Genomic DNA, 19,079 nt, shown 5'->3' with positions numbered 1-19,079 from the left:
ACCCTGCACGCCGCCACCGGGGAGTTCACCCCCGCCCCGGCGGACTTCCGCCGGGCCCTCGGGGCCGAGGCCGGCTGACGGCCCACCGGGCCGGGGGAGAATGGGCGGCATGGAACTGCCCAGGGAGATGCCCGAGTTGACGGCCGAGCGCGGGTACCGGCTGCGCGGGTGGCGGGAGGCGGACACCGAGCTGCTGCGGGAGGCCGCGGCGGACCCGTACATCCCGCTGATCACCACGGTGCCCGCGCCGTACGGGGAGGCGGCGGCCGCCGTGTTCCTGGAGCGGCAGTGGCGGCGGACGGAGATCGGGACGGGCTACCCCTTCGTGCTGGTCGACCCCGAGGGGCGGCCGGTCGGGCACGTCGGGCTGTGGGTCGCCGACCTCGCGCTGCGCGGGTACGCCTCCACCGGCTACTGGCTGGCCCCCTCGGCCCGCGGCCGGGGCGCCGCCGGGATCGGGCTGCGCGCCGTCACCCGCTGGGCACGGGAGGAACTCGGCATCGCCCGGCTGGAGTTGCACGTGGAGCCGTGGAACACCGCCTCGCTGCGCACCGCCGAACGGTCCGGCTACCGCCGGGCCGAACTGCGGCCCGCCCACCAGCAGGTCGGCGGCGAACCGCGCGACATGTGGCGCTACGTCGGACCGTAGCGGCGTCGGCGGGGCGGGCAGGGCGCGCAGCGGGCCGGTGTCCGGGTCGTGCAGCCGTACCGACGCGGGGGAGGCGGCCCCTGCACCAGGGAGAGCGTGCCCCGGGGGAATAACCGGGTGATCGCGGGGCCGTCCGTGCCTATGCTGCCCCGGTGACAGACCTTCAGGAGACCGTGGACGAACCGCTGCTCGCGCCCGTGGAGCTGGTGATCTTCGACTGCGACGGCGTGCTGGTGGACAGCGAGCGGATCGCGGTCCGGCTCCAGGTGGAGATCGGCGCCCAGCTCGGCTGGCCGATCTCCACCGACGAGGTGGTGGCCCGGTTCATCGGGCGGACGCACGCCGTGATCTGGCAGCAGATCGGCGACCGGCTCGGCGCCGAGGCCGCCGCCGAATGGGAGCGGCGCTTCGAGCAGCGGCACCGGGAGCTGGTGGACACCGAACTCACCCCCGTCGACGGCATCGTGGAGGCACTGGCCGGGCTCGACCTGCCGTACTGCGTCGCCTCCAGCGGCAGCCACGAGAAGATGCGGCACACCCTCGGCCGGACCGGCCTGTACGAGCTGTTCGAGGGCCGGATCTTCAGCGCGAGCGAGGTCGCCCGGGGCAAGCCCTTCCCCGACGTCTTCCTGCACGCCGCCGCCCGGACGGGCCACGCCCCCGCGGCGTGCGCCGTGGTCGAGGACAGCCCGAACGGCCTCCGGGCCGGCCTGGCCGCCGGCATGCGCTGCTACGGCTACACCGGCGGCCCGACCGGCGCCGCGCTGACCGCCGCCGGCACCGGCACCGGCGCCGTCCTGCTCGACGACCTGCGCCGCCTGCCCGCCCTGCTGCGCGCCGTCGCCGCCCGACCCACCGCCTGATCCACCGCCTGACGCCTCGTCGGGAGCGCCGCCCCACCGGCTGCCCGGCCCGCCGTCGGAAGCACCGTCGACACCACCGAGGGGGAACACCGCATGGCCGCACCGCACCTGCCCGCCGGCTACACCGCACACCCGATCGACCCGCCGGCCGACCGGCCCCGGCTGCACGACCTGGTCACCGCCGGCCGGGCCGCGCTCGGTCTCACCGAGGCCGTCGACCCCGGCGCGCTCGACATCGTCCTGAAGCGGGACGGCCTCGACCCGGCCGCCGACGTGCTGCTGGTCCGGGCCCCCGACGGGGAGCTCGCCGCCTGGGCCTGGACCGACCGCCGCACCGGCGTCGAGGTGCACCCCGCCCACCGGGGCCGGGGCCTGGGCAGCGCGCTGCTCGACTGGACCGAACGGCGGGCCCGGGAACGCGGCGACACCGCCCTCACCCAGACCGTCGAGGACCTCGACCCGGCCGCCACCGCGCTGCTGCACGCCCACGGCTACCGGCCGAAGGTCACCAACTGGCTGCTGGAGATCCCGCTCGACGACGTGGAACTCCCGCCCCCGCCCGACGGGGTGACGGTCCGCCCGATCCGGGCCGGCGACCCGGCCGACGAGCGGGCCGCCCACCGGCTGGGCGAGGCGGCGTTCGCGGACTGGCAGGAGCGCCCCAAGCCCTTCGAGGAGTGGGCGGCCTTCCACCTGCACCGCGCCACCTTCGCCCCCGAGCGCTCCCCGCTCGCCTTCGTCGACGGCCGCCTGGCCGGCCTGCTGCTCGCGCTGGAACGCCCCGGCCGCACCGACGGCTACGTGCAGACCCTCGCCGTCGACCGCGAGTTCCGCCACCGCGGCATCGCCCGCCACCTGCTCCGGTACAGCTTCGCCGCCTGCCGGCGCGCCGGACTCACCCACGGCACGCTCTGGACGCACTCCGGCACCGGCGCGCTCGACCTCTACCTGAAGATCGGCATGACGGTGCGCCGCACCACCAGTGTCGTCGGCAAGGACCTCACCGCGAACTGACCGGGCGTCAGCCCAGCAGCGCCCGCAGCCGCGCCGCCTGCCGGGACACCGTGTCCGGCGGGTTGCCCCGAAACCCCGCCGGGCCCGCGCCCAGCAGCACCAGCCACAGCAGCGCGAACAGCCGCCGGCACACCAGCAGGCGGCGCGACTCCGCCGCCGACAGCCCGAACCGCGCCACCAGCGCCGCCCCGTCCAGCACCGCCCCCGGGTGGACCCACGCCGACACGTGCTCCAGCAACTCCGCCAGCTCGTACGGGCGGTCGCTGCGCCCGGAGTCCTCGAAGTCGACCAGCCGGACGGCCGCCCCGTCCCAGAGGAAGTTCGCCAGGTTGCCGTCCGCCTGTCCCAGCACCGGCCGGGTCGCCAACCCGTAGGCCCGCAGGTCGGGTTCGGCGACCGCCAGCCAGCGCAGGCCCTCGGCGAGGGCGCGGCGCTGCTCCGGGTCCGCGGGCGGCGGGGCGGCCCCGGCCCGGGCCCGGATCGCCGCCACGGTGTGCGGCACGTCCCAGCGCCGGGCCGGCAGCCGGCCCGCGACCTCCGGCGGGACGGCCCGCAGCAGCCGGTCCACCGCCCCGGCCAGCGCGTCCAGCCGCTCCGGCGGCAGCGCGCCGCCGCGCAGCGGCACCCCCGGCAGCCGGGACATCGTCAGCTCGCCGTCCGCACGCGCCAGCGGGCGCGGCGCCAGCCCCGGCGCGTACCGGTCCAGCAAGGTCAGCGCCCGCCACTCCCGGGCCGCCTCGCCGTCGGCCCCCGGCCGGAAGCGCTTGCGGACGGTGTCCGGCCCGAGGTCGACCGCGTGGGTGCTCCAGTGCGAGGTCATGGCGGTCCGTCAGCTCCCGGAGGGCGAGGGCCGGGAAACCGGCCCGGTCGGGGGACCCGCCCCCCGGACGGGCGCGCGGATCACTAAGGTGGAAGATACCTGTGACGGACGAAGGGGGAACGGCGATGGTGGGTACCGAACTGGCCGAACTGGCGGCGGCGGGCGCGACCGCGATGGCGGGCGCCGTGGCGACCGACCTGTGGGCGCAGGTCCGCGACCGGGTCGGCCGACTGCTGACCAGGGGGCGGGAGGGCCGGGTCGAGGCGGCCCGGCTGGAGGTCGACTACGCGGAGCTGCTGGACGCCGAGGAGTTGGAGCAGCCCGAGGTGCGGGCCCGGGTCGAACGCGACTGGGAGCAGCGGCTGCTGACCGTCCTCACCACGCACCCCGACGCCGCCGTCGAGCTGCGCGACCTGCTGGAGACCCTGCGGCCCGGGCCCGGCACCCGGGTCGAGGTCACCAACATCCACAACCAGATCTCCGGCAGCACCCACGGCCTCACCCTCCTGGTCGGCAAGGTCGACAACCTGAACAACCGGACCGGCGACATCACGGACCCGGGCCGGGGCTGAGCCCTCAGTCCTCCCGGTCGAGGGCGGCCAGCAGGTCCGGGCCCGACCAGCGCGGCGGCTCCTGCGCCGCCTCGGCGGCCCGGACCAGGGCGTGCAGGCGGCGGTTGGCCGGGGCCGGCAGGCCGTGCCGCTCCGCCAGGGCCACCACCTCGCCCTGCAGTTCGTCGATCTCGGTCGGGCGGCCGCGCCGCAGGTCCTCCCACATCGAGGACCTGGCCTGCGCGTCCACCCGCAGGCTCGCCGCCGCGACCCGGCGGAACACCCCGTCCGGCAGCCCCAGCACGGCCGGTGTCCACGGCGCGGGCACCGGCCCCAGCCGGGCCGGCAGCAGGCCCGCCGCCCGGAACGCCGCCAGCGCCTCGCGCTGGCAGCGGGCCAGCACCAGCCGGTACGGGCGGCTGCCGAGCTGCTCGCGCAGCGGCAGGCCGGACAGCGCGTTGACGGCGTTGTTCAGGTTCAGCAGCAGCTTCGCCGCCTGCACCTGCGGCATGTCCGCGCGCGCCTCCACCGGCACCCCCGCGGCCCGCGCCACCCGCCCGAACCGGGCCGCGGCGTCCGCCCGTTCGAGCATCAGCCGGCCCTCGGTGCCCTGGTGGAACGAGGCCGGGCCGGTGCGCACCACGTTGTACGGCACCATGCCGGCCAGCACCCGGTGCCCCGGCAGGCCCGCGCGCAGCACCTCCGCGTTGTGCAGCCCGTTCTGGAAGCTCAGCACCACCGCGCCCGGCGACAGGTGCGGGGCCAGCAGCCGGGCCGCCTCCGCCGTGCCCGGCGACTTCACCGTCACCAGTACGTAGTCGGCGCCCGCCACCGCCGAGGCGTCCACCGCGGTGCGCGGCCGGGCGTGCAGCCGCCGGTCGCCCGGCCCGGTCACGGTCAGGCCCTCCCGGTCGAGTTCGGCCATCGCGGCCGCCCGCCCGACCAGCGTCACGTCGGCGTTCGCGGCCAGCGCCCCGCCCAGCCGGCAGCCGATGCTGCCCGCGCCGAACACGGCGATCCGCAACGGCAGGGGACGTTCCTCGGACACCGGCGGCTCCTTCGACATCGGCACGGCCCAGAGGCTACCGTCCGGTCGGCGGAGCGGGGAGTCCGGGCACCGGTCCCACCGGTCCGAGGGGTCGTCAGCCCGCCGCGGGCACGTGCCGTTCGGCGACCAGCGCGGCCACGTCGTCGTCGGCCGGGCCGCCCGCGTAGCGGTGCAGATCGCGGCGGAGGCGGTCGAGCAGCACGGGGGAGGGCTCCGCCGTCCAGCGGGCCAGTCGCTCGGCCAGCGGGTAGAACTCGCCACGCCCGTCCCGGGTCTCGCTGACGCCGTCGGTGTAGAGCAGCACCCGGTCGCCGGGCCCGAACGGCACCGTCTGCGGGTGGTAGTCGGAGGACACCAGCGCCGACAGGTTCAGCGGCGGCAGCGGCACCGCTGGCTCGATCGGCCGCACCCCGTCCGCCCGGACCAGCAGCGGCGGCGGGTGCCCGCAGTTCAGCACCCGCGCCTCCGGCCGGTCGACCGGGATCTCCAGCAGCACCGCGGTGGCGAACCGTTCCGCCGCGTCCGGCGAGGACGCCCGCTCCGCGTAGCGCCGCAACCCGGTCTCCAGCCGCCCCGCCAGCTTCGGCAGGTCCGGCGCGTCGTACGCGGCCTCCCGGAACGAGCCCAGCAGCGCCGCCGCCGTCTCCACCGCCGGGAGCCCCTTGCCCTGCACGTCGCCCAGGATGATCCGCACCCCGTACGGCGTCCGCACCGCCTCGTACAGGTCGCCGCCGATCTGCGCCTGCGCGGCCGCCGCCCGGTAGTACAGCGCCAGGTCGACGCCGTCGATCCGGTCCGGCAGCGGACGCAGCACCACCTGCTGCGCCGTCCGCGCCACCGAGCGCACCAGCGCCAGGTCCCGTTCGCGGCGCACCCGCATGCCCGCGGTGTACGCGGCGGCCAGGCTGACCGTCACCGTCGCCGCGATCACCGAGGTGCCCGAGGCGCCGATCCGGCCGTCCCGCAGCAGCGCCAGCAGGATCTCCGCGACCACCGCCAGCGCGCCGATCACCAGCGTCCCGAGCGCGCCCCAGGTCGCGGCGGCGAGCGCGGGCGCCGCCACCACGAAGCGGTCGTAGCGCTGCCCGGCCGGGGTCTCGGCGTCCGCCGCCGCCGACAGGGCGATCAGCAGGAACGGCGAGAACCGCACCAGGGAGGTCAGGAACGGGCGGGCGCCGGGCCGGTCCGGTTCGTCGGTGATGGTCGGCATGACCCGTCGAACGCTACCCCCGGCGCCCGGCCCGGTGCGGGAGGCGCGGCAGGCCGGTGATCACGAGGGTGCGGCAGGCCGGTGATCAAGGATCTGACGGCGCCTCAATGTCCGCCGCCGCCATGCCGCCCGGCCCGCCCGTGGTGCACCGCCCCATGGGCCGCCGCCCGGCCCGCGCCGATGATTCACCGCGAACCGTGCCCGGCCACCCCCACCCGGCCGGCCCGGAAGCACCTCGCAGAGAGCGGAGCCCCCACATGTCAGGACGCGCAGGCAGCAGCACGGCGGGACCGACCGGACACCGCATGAAGAGCAGGAGGACGACGAAGGCGGCCAGGGCGCTGAGGGCGGTGCAGGCGTTCCTGGCCGCTGCCGTGCTCGCGGCCGGGCTGCTCGCCGGGGCGCCGCCCGCCTCCGCCGCCGGCCTCGTCCAGGTCACCGGCTTCGGCAGCAACCCCGGCAACCTCACCATGTACAGCTACGTCCCCGCCGGGCTGCCGGCCGGCAAGCCGCTGGTGGTGGCGCTGCACGGCTGCACCCAGACCGCCGCCGACTACTACAACAACTCCGGTTGGGCGCAGCTCGCCGACCGCTGGGGCTTCGCCCTGGTCCTCCCGCAGACCGGCGCCGCCAACAACGCGCTGTCCTGCTTCTCCTGGTTCGACAGCAGCAAGGACAGCCGGGGCGGCGGCGAGGCGCTGTCGGTCAAGCAGATGGTCGACAAGGCCGTCGCCGCCTACGGCTCCGACCCGTCCCGGATCTACGTCACCGGCCTGTCGGCGGGCGCCGGGATGGCCGCCGACCTGCTCGCCGACTACCCCGACGTGTTCGCGGGCGGCTCGATCGCCTCCGGCCTGCCCGCCCAGTGCGCCACCACCCAGTCCGCCGCCGCCGGCTGCCAGAACGGCAGCCGGAACCTGACGCCCGCCCAGTGGGGTGACAAGGTGCGCGCCGCCGACCCCGGCCGGACCGGCCCCTGGCCGCGGGTGGCGATCTGGCACGGCACCGCCGACACCACCGTCGCCCCCGTCAACGCCACCGAACTGCGCGACCAGTGGACCGACGTCTGGGGCATCGGCCAGACCGCGTCCGCGACGCAGTCGCTCCCCGGCGGCACCACCCTCAGCGTCTACAACGACAGCACCGGCCGTCCCGCCGTCCAGCTCTACAGCGTCTCCGGCATGGGCCACGGCCTGCCCGTCGCCCCCGGCAGCGGCACCGCGAACTGCGGGCAGACCGGCGCCTACTTCCTCAACACCCTCTGCTCCTCCTACTGGACCGGCCTGTTCTGGGGCCTCGACGGCGGCACCGGCGGCACCCCCGGCACCCTGCCCGCCCCCGCCGGACTGGCCGTCACCGCCACCACCGACAGCACCGCCGCGCTCGCCTGGAACGCCGTGCCCGGCGCCGCCTCCTACACCGTGTACCGGAACGGCACCCGGGCCGGCAGCGCCACCGGCACCGCGTACACCGACACCGGCCTGACCGCCGGCACCGGCTACGCCTACACCGTCGCCGCCGTCGACGCCTCCGGCACCACCGGGGCCGCGTCCGCCGCCGTCACCGCCACCACCACCGGCGGCAGCACGTACCCCGCCACCTGCTGGACCGACAACAACTACCAGCAGGTCGCCGCCGGACGGGCCCACCAGAGCGGCGGCTACGCCTACGCCAACGGCTCGAACCAGAACATGGGCCTGTGGAACCTGTTCGTCACCCACACCCTGAAGGAGACCTCGGCCGGGTACTACGTCCTCGCCGACGGCGGCTGCACCCCCTGACACCCCGTCAGACCGGTCATCGCGTCCGTTTCGTGTCCTCGCCGCGCCCGTTCCGCGTCCTCGCTCTGGTCCGGGACGGGCGATCGGCCCCGGAACGGACCCGGCGGGTCCACTCTGTCAGAGGTGCAACAAGACGTCTGACAGCTTGGAAGATTGTCCCAGGTCACACGGGCGACAAGACTCGTGCCCGCAAGATCCGCGCCGATATTCGATTGCCAAGGTGAAAATGACCGCCATCCCCATGACCCCGCCGGAGACCCGGTGGGCAACGCCCAAGCGCGTGAGCCTGGTCCCCCTGGTCGCCCTGATCTTCTTCAGCGTCTCCGGCGGCGCCTACGGCATCGAACCGCTGTTCTCGACGTCCGGCCCGGGCATGGGCATGCTGCTCATCCTGATCGCCCCGCTGATCTACAGCATCCCGCACGCCCTGGTCTGCGCCGAGCTCGGCACCGCGATCCCCGTCGAGGGCGGCTACTACCACTGGGTCAAGCGCGGCCTCGGCCGGTTCTGGGCGTTCCAGCAGGGCCTGCTCCAGTGGGTGTGCAGCTTCGTCGACATGGCGCTCTACCCGGTCATGTTCACCTCGTACCTGTCCAGCCTGATCGGGGCGGTCGCCCCCGGCAAGCACGTGTTCTTCGAGTTCCACCTCTGGCGGGACATCCAGGTCGACCTGAACTGGGTGATCTGCGCCGGGGTCATCCTGATCTTCACCCTGCTGAACATGATGGGCGCGGGCTGGGTCGGCGACTCCTCGGTGGCCTTCGCACTGATCTGCCTCACCCCGATGGTGGTCCTCACCGCCGTCGGCGCCTACCAGCTGATCACCGAAGGCACCAACCCGGTCTCCTCGTTCACCGCCGAACAGGGCCAGTCCACCTGGGACGCCTTCGGCTCCGGCCTGTTCATCGTGATGTGGAACTACTCCGGCTGGGACTCCGTCTCCACCGTGGCCGGCGAGATGGAGAACCCGAAGAAGCACCTGCCCCGGGCGCTGCTCTGGGCCGTCCTGCTGATCGTCGTCGGCTACCTGCTGCCCTCGCTGGCCGCGCTCGCCGTCGGCGCCGACGGCGACGCCGGGTGGAAGAGCTGGAAGGAAGGCGCGTTCCCCGACATCGCCGCCGAACTCGGCGGGACCTGGCTGCAGTACGTCGTCACCATCGGCGGCCTGTTCGCCTCGGTGGCGATGTTCTCCGCGCTGCTCGCCTCCTACTCCCGGCTGCCCTCCGCGCTCTCGCACGACGGCTACCTGCCCAAGTGGGTCTCCAAGGAGAGCAAGCGCTACAAGATGCCGATCGCCTCGATCATCGGCTCCTCGGTCATCTACGCGCTGTTCTGCTTCTCCAGCTTCTCCGACCTGGTGATCTTCGACGTCTTCCTCACCAACATCGGCATCCTGCTGGAGGTCGCCGCCCTCATCGTGCTGCGCATCCGCGAACCCGAACTGGAGCGCCCCTACAAGATCCCCGGCGGCTGGTGGAGCATCGGCCTGATCACCGTCTGCCTGACCGCCGTCAGCGTCTGGGCCGCGATCTCGCAGTACGACGAGGAGGGCGCCAAGTCCGTCCGGTACTGCCTGTACATCGTCGCCGGCTCGCTGCTGCTCTACCCGCTGCTCTCGCTGCGCAAGGCCGCCCGCGCCTCCGCCGCCGCCGACAAGGCCGGCCTCAGCCCCGGGACGGCAGCCGTCGTCGGTGCCGGCGACACGCGGACCGTCTACGAGGTGTCAGGCGCACACCCGGACTCGACGCACACTGACAGGGCCGTCGACGGCCCCGCGGCGGATAGCGTCGAGGCATGATCGACAGCTTCGTCCTGCACGTCCCGGACGCCGAACTGGAGCCCGAGCCGCTCGACCCCGGGCAGATCGTCTCCGGCACGCCCGAGGTCACCGGCAAGGTGGTCCGGGAGTCCGCCGACGGCCGCCAGATCTGCGGGATCTGGCAGATCACCCCCGGGGTGGTCACCGACACCGAGGCCGACGAGATGTTCGTCGTCCTCAGCGGCCGGGCCACCGTCGCCTTCGAGGACGGCCCCGTCCTGGAGCTCGGCCCCGGCGACCTGGCCGTGCTCCGCGAGGGCGACCGGACCACCTGGACGGTCCACGAGACGCTCCGCAAGGTCTACACCATCAACCTCGGCCCGGACGCGGCCGAGGACCTGTGACCGCAGACAGCTGAAGCACCGAACGGCCCGGCCGCCCCTCCCCTCGCGGCCGGGCCGAACCCTAGGCAAGGAACCGAGAACATGGACCCCGTACACGCCCTGCGGGATGCCAGGCCCACCCCGTTCTGGCTGGAGGACCCCGGCCGTCCGGACGCCGACTCGGCCCTCGTCGGGGACACCCGCTGCGACCTGCTGGTGGTCGGCGGCGGCTACAGCGGCCTGTGGACCGCGCTGATCGCCAAGGAGCGCGACCCCTCCCGCGACGTCGTCCTGATCGAGGCCAAGGAGATCGGCTGGGCCGCCTCCGGCCGCAACGGCGGCTTCTGCGCCGCCAGCCTCACCCACGGCCTCGGCAACGGCCTGGAGCGCTGGCCCGACGAGATGGCCGCGCTGGAGCAGCTCGGCGCCCGCAACCTGCAGTCCATCGAGGACGCCGTCACCACGTACGGCATCGACTGCGACTGGGAGCGCACCGGCGAACTCGACGTCGCCACCGAGCCCTACCAGGTCGAGGAGCTGCACGAGTTCTACGAGACCGCCCGCCAGTACGGCGACTACGAGTTCCTGGACGCCGACGCGGTGCGCGCCCAGGTCGACTCGCCGACCTACCTCGGCGCGCTCTGGGACAAGGACGGCGTGGCCATGGTCCACCCCGCCAAGCTCGCCTGGGGCCTCAAGCGGGCCTGCGCGGACCTCGGCGTCCGGATCCACGAGCACACCCCGGCCCTCGACCTCGCCGAGACCGGCGGCGGCATGGCCGTCCGCACCCCCTACGGCCGGGTCGCCGCCCGCCGGGTCGCCCTCGGCACCAACGTCTTCCCGTCGCTGGTCAAGCGCATCCGCCCCTACACGGTGCCGGTCTACGACTACGCGCTGATGACCGAGCCCCTGACGGACGCCCAGCTCGCCTCGGTCGGCTGGCAGGGCCGGCAGGGCATCGGCGACAGCGCCAACCAGTTCCACTACTACCGGATCTCCGCCGACAACCGGATCCTGTGGGGCGGCTACGACGCGATCTACCACTACGGCGCCAAGGTCCGCGCCGAGTACGACCAGCGCCCGGAGACCTACCGGACCCTGGCCCGGCACTTCTTCCGGACCTTCCCGCAGCTCGACGGCCTGCGCTTCACCCACGCCTGGGGCGGCGCGATCGACACCTGCACCCGGTTCTCGGCCTTCTTCGACACCGCCTACCACGGCAAGGTGGCGCTCGCCGCGGGCTACACCGGGCTCGGCGTCGGCGCGACCCGCTTCGGCGCGGAGGTCATGCTCGACCTGCTCGCCGGGAAGCCCACCGAGCGCACCGCGCTCGACATGGTCCGCCGCAAGCCCCTCCCGTTCCCGCCCGAGCCCGTCCGCTGGGCCGGCATCGGCCTCACCAAGTGGTCGCTGGACCGCGCCGACCGCAACGCCGGCCGCCGCAACCTCTGGCTCAAGACCATGGACAAGCTGGGCCTCGGCTTCGACAGCTGACACCCCGTCACCACCCGCCCCGGCCGCCCGCACCTGTTCCCCCGCGGGCGGCCGCCGGCGTTCCCGCGGTTCGGCGGTCCGGCGCGGCGTACAGTCGACGGCATGGAGTGGGGGACAGCCGCAAGTACCTTGCTGGGGGCGGGAATCGGCCTCGGGGCGACTTTCGTCGCGGACACCGCGCGGGCCCGGCGCGGCCGCCGGGAGCGGTGGGCCGAGCAGCGGCGGCAGCTGTACGCCGACTACCTGGCGGCCCTGACCCCGGCGGCGTGCCGCGTCGGCGGTCAGCCGCGGGGCGGCCGGGGGGTGGAGCTGCGGGTTCCGGCGGCGGGGCGGGCGTAGCGGGTCCGGGCGGTCGCCCGGTCGCGGCGGGGGCGTTCGACGATGGGGTCGGGGATCGTGACGGGGACGCCGGTGGGGACCCGGGCGCCGGTGATCCGGGTGAGTTCCGGGTCGCCCGCGCGGACCTTGGTGGTGATGGGGGTGATGCCGGCCGCGCTCATCATGCGGGTGGTCCCGCGCCGCTGGTTGGGCAGCACCAGGGTGACCACGGTGCCGGACTCGCCGGCCCGGGCGGTGCGGCCGCCGCGGTGCAGGTAGTCCTTGTGGTCGACCGGCGGCTCCAGGTTGACGACCAGGTCGAGGCCGTCGACGTGGATGCCGCGGGCGGCGACGTCCGTCGCGACCAGGGCGGCGACCTGGCCGGTGCGGAACTGCTCCAGGGTGCGGGTGCGCTGCGGCTGGGACTTGCCGCTGTGCAGGGCCGCCGCCTTCACGCCCTTCGAGAGCAGCGCCTCGACCAGGTGGTCCGCGCCGCGCCTGGTGTCGGTGAACATGATCACCCGGCCGTCGCGGGAGGCGATGTGGGCGATGGCGGCGCTCTTGTCGGCGCTCTGCACGTGCAGGACGTGGTGCTCCATGGTGCCGACCGCCGCCGCGGCCGGGTCCACCGCGTGCGAGACCGGGTCGGTCAGGAAGCGCCGCACCAGCTGGTCGACGTGCCGGTCCAGGGTCGCGGAGAACAGCAGCGTCTGGCCGCCGCCGGGGACCTGCTCCAGGAAGGCGGTGACCGCGGGCAGGAAGCCCATGTCGGCCATCCGGTCGGCCTCGTCGAGGACGGTGACGCCGACGGCGTCCAGTCGGCAGAGCCGGCGCTCGATCAGGTCCGCGAGCCGGCCCGGGGTGGCGACCACGACCTCCGCCCCGCGGTTCAGCGTCTGGGCCTGCCGACGGACCGGCACCCCGCCGACCACGGTGGCCAGCCGGAGGGACAGCGCCTGGGCGTAGGGGGTGAGCGCCTCGGTGACCTGCTGGGCCAGCTCCCGGGTCGGGACCAGGACCAGGGCCAGCGGGGACCGCGGCTCGGCCTGCCGCCCGGCGGTGCGCGCCAGCAGGGCGAGGCCGAACGCGAGCGTCTTGCCCGAGCCGGTCCGGCCCCGCCCCAGCACGTCGCGCCCGGCCAGCGAGCTCGGCAGGGTGGCCGCCTGGATCGGGAAGGGCGTGGTGACGCCCCGCCGGGCCAGGACCCGCAGCAGCTCGGCCGGCAGCTCCAGGGCGTCGAAGGACTCGACGGGCGCGGCGGGCTCGAAGGGCTCGGCGGGCTCGAAGGACCCGGCGGGCTCGGCGGCGGGGTGCCGGTGCGGCGGGGGACCGGAACGGTTCATGCGAGGGCCTTCCTCGGGGCGGGCGGCACGCGGGGCAAGGCGTGGTGGCGGAACGCCGAGGGCCCGCACCGGGTGATCGTGCACGCGGTGCGGGCCCTCGCTGTCCGGCTGGCGCCGGCCAGTGGAATTACAGCGGGCGAATGTTCTCGGCCTGCGGGCCCTTCTGGCCCTGCGTGACGTCGAACTCGACCTTCTGGCCCTCGAGCAGCTCGCGGAAACCGCTGGCGTTGATGTTCGAGTAGTGGGCGAACACGTCCGGGCCGCCACCCTCCTGCTCGATGAAGCCGAAGCCCTTTTCCGCGTTGAACCACTTCACAGTGCCGTTGGCCATGTTGGAGATCTCCTTCTAGGTGGACTGTCCGGTGCCCGCATGATGCGGGCGCCGAGTCACAGGCGATGAGCGCCCGCCCGGAAAAAGATCCGGAAACAGAAATGCGCCCGCGAAACATCAGCAGGCGCACACAAAGTTCATGGGAACCACTACTGCAACTTCCATCGACTGTAGCAGCCCGGGAGTCGCCGCGGGCGGACATTTCGCCCCGGATTTCGCCGAGCGGCCCCCGGGCGGTCCGGCTGCGGCCGGCAGCCCGGCGCAACACCCTTGCCCGGCGGGAAAGTTGGCCCGGGCGGCAGCCGGAGGAGAAAAATCCGGTCCGGCGCGCCCGGAACTTCGGGTCGCGCCGGATTTTGCCGTCCGGGGAGTCCCCACGGCCCCCTCCGACGGCGCATACTGGGCAGGATGAAAAAATCTGAAGCAGTCCCCCGACACCTCCCCAGCAGCCCCTTCAAGCCCCGGGCCGTGGCACCGCGCAAGCATTTCGCCCTCGGCGACCGCGTCACCCACGACGCCTACGGCCTCGGCCGGGTCATCGTGGTCGAGAGCGAGGACGCCGTGCTGGTCGACTTCGGAGCACGGCAGGAGCGCATCGTCCAGCCCTACACCGGCATGTTCACCCTCTGACCCCGATTCACCCTCTGACCCCGAGCCCCGGCCCCCTGACTCCGGCCCCCTGACTCCGGACGCCCGACCTTGACGCCCGACCCTGATGCCGGCCGCCACCGGCCGGGCGTCAGTCGGTGGCGTGGCGGAGCAGGACCTCCGGGAAGGCGGCCGGGGCGAAGACGGCCGCGGCGACGCGCAGGCCGGGCGGGAGGGCGGACCACAGGGCGTCGAGGAGGTGGGCGGCGTCGGCGTACGGGGTCGCGGCCTCCAGGTACGGGGCGCCGGTGGCGGGGGCGGCGAGGGCCCCCTGATAGGTGGTCAGCAGCACGCCCTCGCCCGGGAGCAGGGCGGGCAGGCGCAGCTGGAGGCGGTCGGTGCCGGAACGGGCGGCGGCGCTGTGGCGGGCCGCGCCGCACCAGGTCGGGCCGTCCTCGCGCGGGTCGGCGACCACCGTCAGGCGGGGCGTGAAGATCGGCGGGTCGGGCTCGTAGTCCAGCCCGTCGAGCGCCTCGGCGGGGGAGAGCCCCGCCGCCAGCCGGTCGGCGACCGCGGCCACCTGCTCGCCGTTGCCGTACACCACCAGGCCGGCGGCCCGCCGTACCGCCTGGTAGTGCCGCAGGTCGTCGTGCGCCCGGACATCGGTCGGCACCACGGTCAGCGCGCCGTCCGGGGTGGACCGCAGGGCCCGGGCCCGGGAGGCCGGACTGCGGCCGGTCAGGAAGTACCCGGCGAGTGACGCCCCGTCGGCGGTGCGGCAGCGCAGGACGCCGCGCCCCGGGTACGGGTGGGCGGCCAGCACGTCGGTGAGGTCGGGCAGGGCGTTCGGCACGGGCCGGTCCTTTCGCGGGACGGTCGGATGCCGATGATCATCCCAGCCGGACGGGGACGGACCCGGCGGCGGGGTGGGTGGTGGTACCGGTGGCGGCCGGGGCCGGGCGGGGGCGCCCGGCGAGGCGGCAGCCCAGGCAGTCCGGATGGCCGTGGCGGGCGTGCGGGTCGCGGGTGCGCCAGTGCCGCAGGTGCGGCGGGCGCGGGCCGGTGGGCTTGCCCCGGCCGGACAGGTGCAGCACCCAGGTGGTGAGGGCGGCCGCCGGGGCCAGCGCGACCCCCGTCCACAGCACGGGCGCGGAGGCCAGGACCAGGCCCGCGCCCGCGACGAGCGAGGAGAGCAGGCCGAGCGCGGTGCCCGTCCAGCCCGCCACGGTGTGGCCCATGTCGTGATCGCCGTGTGCGCTCATGCGTCCTCGTTTGGTGTGATGGGGCGGATACGGATACGGGAAGGGGCTCGGGGCGGCCGAGAAGGCTTATCTCACGAGCTAAGTAACTTAGATGCTAAGGAGATCTCGGGTGAAGGGCAAGCCGCGCCCCCCGGCGTCCGCCGACCAGGCCCTGCAGGCGATGGACCGGATGATCGCCCTCGCCCAGTTCGGGCAGCAGGACATCGCCGCCCGGCTCGGCCTCAACGTCACCGACCTGACCTGCCTCGGCTTCGTGATCGAGGCCGCCCAGCAGGGACAGCCCCTCGCCGCCGGCGACCTCGCCGAACGCGCCCAACTCACCACCGGCGCCGTCACCGGCGTCCTCAACCGCCTGGAGAAGGCCGGCTACGCCCGCCGCGAGCCCGACCCCGGCGACCGCCGCCGGGTCCGCGTCACCATGGCGCCCGACGCCCAGGACCGCATCCTCCGGGTCTACGGCCCCTTCTACGCCCGGCTCGGCGCCCTGTTCGCCGACTACACCCCCGACGAAGTCGCCGTCCTCGCCGACTGGTTCACCCGGGCCCGGGCCGCGATGGCCGACTCGCTCGCCGAGGTCCGCGAACCGGCCGACGAACGGTGAGGCCGGAGACGCCGGAGAGGCCGGAGACGCCCGGGGCGGGTGGCACGATCCCGAGCACGGAGCGGCGGGCGGAACTGGTCGAGCTCGTCCGCCGGATACTCGACGGCGACCCGGAGGCCGACCACTGCCTCCGCCTGTTCCAGGCCAACGTCACCCACCCCCGGGCCGCCGACCTGATCTTCCACCCGCCCGCCCACCTGCTCGACGCCCCCGCCGAACGGATCGTCGAGGAGGCGCTCCGGTACCGCCCGATCGCGCTCTGACCGGGGCCGGGCGGGTCGGCGGCGGCCGGACGGACCGGGATGGGGGAGGATCGTCCGCATGGTCTCGATGGTGCAGAACGTGGCGATCGACTGTGCGGACCCCTACGGACTGGCCCGGTTCTGGAGCCTGGTGACGGGGGCCCCGACCGATCCGGCGGACCGGCCCGGAGCGGCGGAGACGGCGATCGAGCTGCCGGGCGGGCCGGTGCTGTACTTCAACCGGGTGCCCGAACCGAAGACCGTCAAGAACCGGGTGCACCTCTGCCTGCGCCCCGACACCACCCGCGACCGGGAGGTCGACCGCCTGCTCGCCCTCGGCGCCACCCTGGTCGCCGACCGCCGCGCCCCCGACGGCAGCGGCTGGGCCGTCCTCGCCGACCCCGAGGGCAACGAGTTCTGCGTCCTGCGCAGCACCGAGGACCGGAACCGGCAGGGCTGACGGCACCGGCCGTGGCAGGTGAAGGACCGTCAGGTGCCCGCGCCGAGCGGCTCGCCGGTGCGGTGATCCGTGATCCGTGATCCGTGCATTGGGGACGGCGGGCCCGTTCGTGGGCAAGCGGTTTCCCGGGCCGGTAGGGTGCCCCGCATGGCCGTTGACCGGGAACTCGTGGACGCCGCGATCGAACTGACCCGCCGTCGCTTCCCCGGGCAGGACTGGGCCGGGGCCGCCGCGCTGCGGTTGGACGACGGGACGGTGCTCACCAGTACCGCGCCCGAGCCGCCCAACAACGCGGTGCGGCTCTGCCACGAGACCGGTGCGATCTGCGAGGCGTACAAGCGGGGGCGGCGGGTGGTCGCCTCGGTCTGCGTGACGGCCGCCGACGACGGGCGCGGATTCTGGGTGCTCGCCCCCTGCGGGGTCTGCCAGGAGCGGCTGTTCGCGTACGGCCCCGACGTCGAGGTCGGGGTGCCGCTGCCCGAGGACCCGACGCAATGGCGCACGCTGCGCCTGCGGGACGTCCAGCCGCACTGGTTCGCCCGGGTGTTCCCCGACGACGTGTGGCCGTACGAGGGCGGCTAGCGGGCCGATGAAGGTCTTGCCGAGGGATTGGCAGAGGGATTGTCGGGGCGGGCCGGGTGGGCCCCCTTGGTCAGGTGGTGGGGGCGAGGTGCCAGGTGTCGTTCTCGAGGGTGCCGCGGCAGCTGAGTCTGCGGTTGCCTTGCTGGACGAGCCGGGCGACGACGGGTACAGGTCCGCGAACGTCGCCGCCGGGAACAGTTCACCCTGGTGCTCGGCCAGGAACGCGAACACGCTCCCCACCGGGACCAACTCCCGGCAGGTCTCCCGCACATCCGGCCCAACCGTCTCCCCGGCCCATGCCCCCTCACCACCGGCAGGAGTCCGGCCCCGCCGCCCGTACGACGGGACCAGAGCCAAAGATCTCCACGAATCTTCCAGGTCGCGGGCTCGGCCGGGTCGGCCGGGCGTGAGCGCGCGAGGGTCCGCGTGCGCTGGGGGTGAGTGAGGGCAGTGTGGAGGCGCCATCGGCAAGACGCAGTTCCAAGACCGCCTGACGGCCCGCAACGTGAGCACCGACGACGCCGACGACGCCGAGGCGGTCGAGGCGGGCGTCGAACGCCGCCGTATCGCCCCGGGGCGCGCAGTCGTCCGTCAACTGTAGGCCGTGTTCGGCGTGGCACGGACCTTGACCCGGTGAATCAGGAGATCCCCGACCACGGGCCTTTCAGAGACGGCGGAAAGTCCGGACGGAGGTCACGTCCTTGCCCGAGTAGGTGACCTCCATGCTCGTGTCGGAGAACGTCCGCACGATCGTGGCCTCGACGTCGCCGTACTTCTGCACCTGGACGAGCTTCGCCCCGTCCTGGGTGACCGTGCTGCGGGCCTTGCGGCCGTCGAACGTCTCCTCGTCGAACTCCTCCCCGAGAACGAAGTTGATCTCCGTGTTCTTCAGTGCGGTGAGGGTCTTCAAGGTGTAGCGGCCGTAGGCCTCGGTGATCTCCTCGGTCGGGTTGGCCTTGACCGCGAGGTTGCGCTGGATCATGCCCACACCGATCGCCTTGAGGTAGGCGTCGTAGTAGGCATCGCTACTGGCCATCTCGAACTTGCCCGTGACGCTGCTCATGGTGGTGTCGCTCCTGGTGAGTGGGATCGTCGCGCGGAAGGCGCGCGGTCGTTGCCGATCACGCTATAGGCGCAGGTCAGCGGAGGGAGGGGTTTTCCAGGGATCGGCCTGGGCAGGATCTTCATCAGCCTTCCGGGGCCGGTCTTTCGGACCACCGGGTCGGGTCGGGGGCCGGGGTGTCCGCGAGGCTCCGGGAGCGGGGTACCGCGGACGGGCATCGGCGGGACGGGCGCTGCTCGGCTGCCGCCGTGCCGGTCGTGTTCACGGGAGCGGCAGTGAGTACTCGTACTCATGATGCGGGGGCGGGGCTTTCAGGACGATGGCCGGATGGTGCTCCGGGTGCTGGACCTGCTGCTCGCGCTTGTGCTGGTGACCGTGGGTTGACCGGTGGCGCCGGGATCGGACTGCTCCACCTCGGCCTCCCGGCCGCCGCGGTCGGGCAGGGCCTGTGGGCGGTGCTCGCCGCAGTTGTCCTCGTCGGAGGAGTCCTGGAATTGATCCGCCAGCGCTTCTCCCGGAAGCCTCCGGACAATCCCTCGACCGACGACCCGCGCACGACGCGGCCGCATCACTGCCCGGACAATCCCTGGCCCGTTCCTTCCGATGATCCGAACGAAACGTCCTAGGCCGTGTCCTGCCGATCAGTTGAGTCGTTGATGCGGCTATGGGGAGTAGGGGTGATCTGACTGATGGTCAGTGGGAGCGGCTTCGTCCGCT

The 19,079-nt window shown here is 74.1% G+C and carries 21 protein-coding genes; 13 read left to right on the top strand and 8 right to left on the bottom strand.

All coding sequences use genetic code 11. From position 1 onward, the window contains the following. The first annotated feature begins 109 nt into the window (after positions 1-109). From ACIOHG_RS10085 to ACIOHG_RS10075, 3 genes are all read left to right on the top strand, one after another. A complete protein-coding gene (locus tag ACIOHG_RS10085; protein ID WP_400947726.1) occupies positions 110-649 on the top strand; it encodes a GNAT family N-acetyltransferase in 540 nt (179 codons plus the stop codon). Between the two features lie 152 nt (positions 650-801). Then, on the top strand, positions 802-1,512 hold the full coding sequence (locus ACIOHG_RS10080; protein ID WP_400947723.1) for an HAD family hydrolase: 711 nt from the start codon (positions 802-804) through the stop codon (positions 1,510-1,512). A gap of 93 nt (positions 1,513-1,605) precedes the next feature. Continuing rightward, positions 1,606-2,526, top strand: coding sequence for a GNAT family N-acetyltransferase (locus ACIOHG_RS10075; protein ID WP_400947721.1), 921 nt, complete (start codon positions 1,606-1,608; stop codon positions 2,524-2,526). A 7-nt stretch (positions 2,527-2,533) separates the two neighbouring features. On the opposite strand, the gene ACIOHG_RS10070 is transcribed toward ACIOHG_RS10075, so the two are convergent. After that, entirely contained in the window at positions 2,534-3,346 is an 813-nt protein-coding gene (locus ACIOHG_RS10070) for a phosphotransferase family protein (protein ID WP_400947718.1), read from the bottom strand. 125 nt (positions 3,347-3,471) lie between these two features. On the opposite strand from ACIOHG_RS10070, the gene ACIOHG_RS10065 reads away from it, so the two are divergent. Further along, the gene (locus ACIOHG_RS10065) at positions 3,472-3,918 is read left to right on the top strand and encodes a hypothetical protein (RefSeq protein ID WP_400947715.1); all 447 of its coding nucleotides are present in this window, start codon (positions 3,472-3,474) and stop codon (positions 3,916-3,918) included. 4 nt (positions 3,919-3,922) lie between these two features. On the opposite strand, the gene ACIOHG_RS10060 is transcribed toward ACIOHG_RS10065, so the two are convergent. Both ACIOHG_RS10060 and ACIOHG_RS10055 read right to left on the bottom strand, forming a co-directional pair. Then, positions 3,923-4,945 (bottom strand): 2-dehydropantoate 2-reductase, encoded by a 1,023-nt coding sequence (locus ACIOHG_RS10060; RefSeq protein ID WP_400947713.1) that lies wholly within the window; start codon positions 4,943-4,945, stop codon positions 3,923-3,925. A gap of 94 nt (positions 4,946-5,039) precedes the next feature. Beyond that, complete coding sequence (locus ACIOHG_RS10055) at positions 5,040-6,155, bottom strand: PP2C family protein-serine/threonine phosphatase (RefSeq protein ID WP_400947710.1); 1,116 nt, start codon at positions 6,153-6,155, stop codon at positions 5,040-5,042. Between the two features lie 305 nt (positions 6,156-6,460). On the opposite strand from ACIOHG_RS10055, the gene ACIOHG_RS10050 reads away from it, so the two are divergent. From ACIOHG_RS10050 to ACIOHG_RS10035, 4 genes are all read left to right on the top strand, one after another. Then, positions 6,461-7,936: a PHB depolymerase family esterase gene (locus ACIOHG_RS10050; RefSeq protein ID WP_400947708.1), complete on the top strand. Its 1,476-nt coding sequence runs from the start codon at positions 6,461-6,463 to the stop codon at positions 7,934-7,936. 280 nt (positions 7,937-8,216) lie between these two features. Then, a complete protein-coding gene (locus ACIOHG_RS10045) occupies positions 8,217-9,734 on the top strand; it encodes an APC family permease (RefSeq protein ID WP_400947706.1) in 1,518 nt (505 codons plus the stop codon). Continuing rightward, positions 9,731-10,099, top strand: coding sequence for a cupin domain-containing protein (locus ACIOHG_RS10040; RefSeq protein ID WP_400947704.1), 369 nt, complete (start codon positions 9,731-9,733; stop codon positions 10,097-10,099). The genes ACIOHG_RS10045 and ACIOHG_RS10040 overlap by 4 nt, the downstream gene beginning before the upstream one ends. Before the next feature lie 81 nt (positions 10,100-10,180). Beyond that, positions 10,181-11,572, top strand: a complete 1,392-nt coding sequence (locus ACIOHG_RS10035) for an NAD(P)/FAD-dependent oxidoreductase (protein ID WP_400947701.1) — start codon at positions 10,181-10,183, stop codon at positions 11,570-11,572. Positions 11,573-11,853: 281 nt separating this feature from the next. On the opposite strand, the gene ACIOHG_RS10030 is transcribed toward ACIOHG_RS10035, so the two are convergent. Next, positions 11,854-13,233, bottom strand: a complete 1,380-nt coding sequence (locus ACIOHG_RS10030) for a DEAD/DEAH box helicase (RefSeq protein ID WP_400947699.1) — start codon at positions 13,231-13,233, stop codon at positions 11,854-11,856. 127 nt (positions 13,234-13,360) lie between these two features. Continuing rightward, positions 13,361-13,564, bottom strand: a complete 204-nt coding sequence (locus ACIOHG_RS10025; RefSeq protein ID WP_030916923.1) for a cold-shock protein — start codon at positions 13,562-13,564, stop codon at positions 13,361-13,363. A 468-nt stretch (positions 13,565-14,032) separates the two neighbouring features. Here ACIOHG_RS10025 and ACIOHG_RS10020 point away from each other — a divergent pair, with 468 nt between their 5' ends. Then, positions 14,033-14,194 carry a hypothetical protein gene (locus ACIOHG_RS10020; RefSeq protein ID WP_400947697.1) on the top strand — a complete coding sequence of 54 codons (162 nt, stop codon included), beginning with the start codon at positions 14,033-14,035 and terminating at the stop codon, positions 14,192-14,194. Between the two features lie 109 nt (positions 14,195-14,303). On the opposite strand, the gene ACIOHG_RS10015 is transcribed toward ACIOHG_RS10020, so the two are convergent. Continuing rightward, entirely contained in the window at positions 14,304-15,005 is a 702-nt protein-coding gene (locus ACIOHG_RS10015) for an IMP cyclohydrolase (protein WP_400947695.1), read from the bottom strand. Between the two features lie 37 nt (positions 15,006-15,042). Next, on the bottom strand, positions 15,043-15,414 hold the full coding sequence (locus ACIOHG_RS10010; RefSeq protein ID WP_400947692.1) for an HGxxPAAW family protein: 372 nt from the start codon (positions 15,412-15,414) through the stop codon (positions 15,043-15,045). 109 nt (positions 15,415-15,523) lie between these two features. On the opposite strand from ACIOHG_RS10010, the gene ACIOHG_RS10005 reads away from it, so the two are divergent. From ACIOHG_RS10005 to ACIOHG_RS09990, 4 genes are all read left to right on the top strand, one after another. Beyond that, positions 15,524-16,015: a MarR family transcriptional regulator gene (locus ACIOHG_RS10005; protein ID WP_400947690.1), complete on the top strand. Its 492-nt coding sequence runs from the start codon at positions 15,524-15,526 to the stop codon at positions 16,013-16,015. Then, the gene (locus tag ACIOHG_RS10000; protein WP_400947688.1) at positions 16,012-16,278 is read left to right on the top strand and encodes an e9imm peptide; all 267 of its coding nucleotides are present in this window, start codon (positions 16,012-16,014) and stop codon (positions 16,276-16,278) included. Before ACIOHG_RS10005 ends, ACIOHG_RS10000 begins: the two co-directional genes overlap by 4 nt. 58 nt (positions 16,279-16,336) lie before the next feature. Further along, complete coding sequence (locus tag ACIOHG_RS09995; RefSeq protein ID WP_400947685.1) at positions 16,337-16,717, top strand: VOC family protein; 381 nt, start codon at positions 16,337-16,339, stop codon at positions 16,715-16,717. A 147-nt stretch (positions 16,718-16,864) separates the two neighbouring features. Continuing rightward, positions 16,865-17,299, top strand: coding sequence for a cytidine deaminase (locus ACIOHG_RS09990; RefSeq protein WP_400947682.1), 435 nt, complete (start codon positions 16,865-16,867; stop codon positions 17,297-17,299). A 664-nt stretch (positions 17,300-17,963) separates the two neighbouring features. Here the strand turns inward: ACIOHG_RS09990 and ACIOHG_RS09985 are convergent. Beyond that, positions 17,964-18,362 carry a lipocalin/fatty-acid binding family protein gene (locus tag ACIOHG_RS09985; RefSeq protein WP_400947680.1) on the bottom strand — a complete coding sequence of 133 codons (399 nt, stop codon included), beginning with the start codon at positions 18,360-18,362 and terminating at the stop codon, positions 17,964-17,966. Positions 18,363-19,079 lie beyond the last annotated feature (717 nt).

The organism is Kitasatospora sp. NPDC088134 (assembly GCF_044741705.1).
Classification (GTDB): domain Bacteria; phylum Actinomycetota; class Actinomycetes; order Streptomycetales; family Streptomycetaceae; genus Kitasatospora.
Note: the sequence above shows the minus strand (reverse complement) of the source record. Positions and strands in the feature narration are given on the sequence as shown.

What these genes read in the sequence shown, in the direction of transcription:
- ACIOHG_RS10085 (WP_400947726.1), top strand. Translation starts at nt 110, where the DNA reads ATGGAACTGCCCAGGGAGATGCCCGAGTTGACGGCCGAGCGCGGGTAC.
- ACIOHG_RS10075 (WP_400947721.1), top strand. Translation starts at nt 1,606, where the DNA reads ATGGCCGCACCGCACCTGCCCGCCGGCTACACCGCACACCCGATCGAC.
- ACIOHG_RS10070 (WP_400947718.1), bottom strand. Translation starts at nt 3,346, where the DNA reads ATGACCTCGCACTGGAGCACCCACGCGGTCGACCTCGGGCCGGACACC.
- ACIOHG_RS10065 (WP_400947715.1), top strand. Translation starts at nt 3,472, where the DNA reads ATGGTGGGTACCGAACTGGCCGAACTGGCGGCGGCGGGCGCGACCGCG.
- ACIOHG_RS10055 (WP_400947710.1), bottom strand. Translation starts at nt 6,155, where the DNA reads ATGCCGACCATCACCGACGAACCGGACCGGCCCGGCGCCCGCCCGTTC.
- ACIOHG_RS10050 (WP_400947708.1), top strand. Translation starts at nt 6,461, where the DNA reads ATGAAGAGCAGGAGGACGACGAAGGCGGCCAGGGCGCTGAGGGCGGTG.
- ACIOHG_RS10040 (WP_400947704.1), top strand. Translation starts at nt 9,731, where the DNA reads ATGATCGACAGCTTCGTCCTGCACGTCCCGGACGCCGAACTGGAGCCC.
- ACIOHG_RS10035 (WP_400947701.1), top strand. Translation starts at nt 10,181, where the DNA reads ATGGACCCCGTACACGCCCTGCGGGATGCCAGGCCCACCCCGTTCTGG.
- ACIOHG_RS10030 (WP_400947699.1), bottom strand. Translation starts at nt 13,233, where the DNA reads ATGAACCGTTCCGGTCCCCCGCCGCACCGGCACCCCGCCGCCGAGCCC.
- ACIOHG_RS10025 (WP_030916923.1), bottom strand. Translation starts at nt 13,564, where the DNA reads ATGGCCAACGGCACTGTGAAGTGGTTCAACGCGGAAAAGGGCTTCGGC.
- ACIOHG_RS10010 (WP_400947692.1), bottom strand. Translation starts at nt 15,414, where the DNA reads ATGAGCGCACACGGCGATCACGACATGGGCCACACCGTGGCGGGCTGG.
- ACIOHG_RS09995 (WP_400947685.1), top strand. Translation starts at nt 16,337, where the DNA reads ATGGTCTCGATGGTGCAGAACGTGGCGATCGACTGTGCGGACCCCTAC.
- ACIOHG_RS09990 (WP_400947682.1), top strand. Translation starts at nt 16,865, where the DNA reads ATGGCCGTTGACCGGGAACTCGTGGACGCCGCGATCGAACTGACCCGC.
- ACIOHG_RS09985 (WP_400947680.1), bottom strand. Translation starts at nt 18,362, where the DNA reads ATGAGCAGCGTCACGGGCAAGTTCGAGATGGCCAGTAGCGATGCCTAC.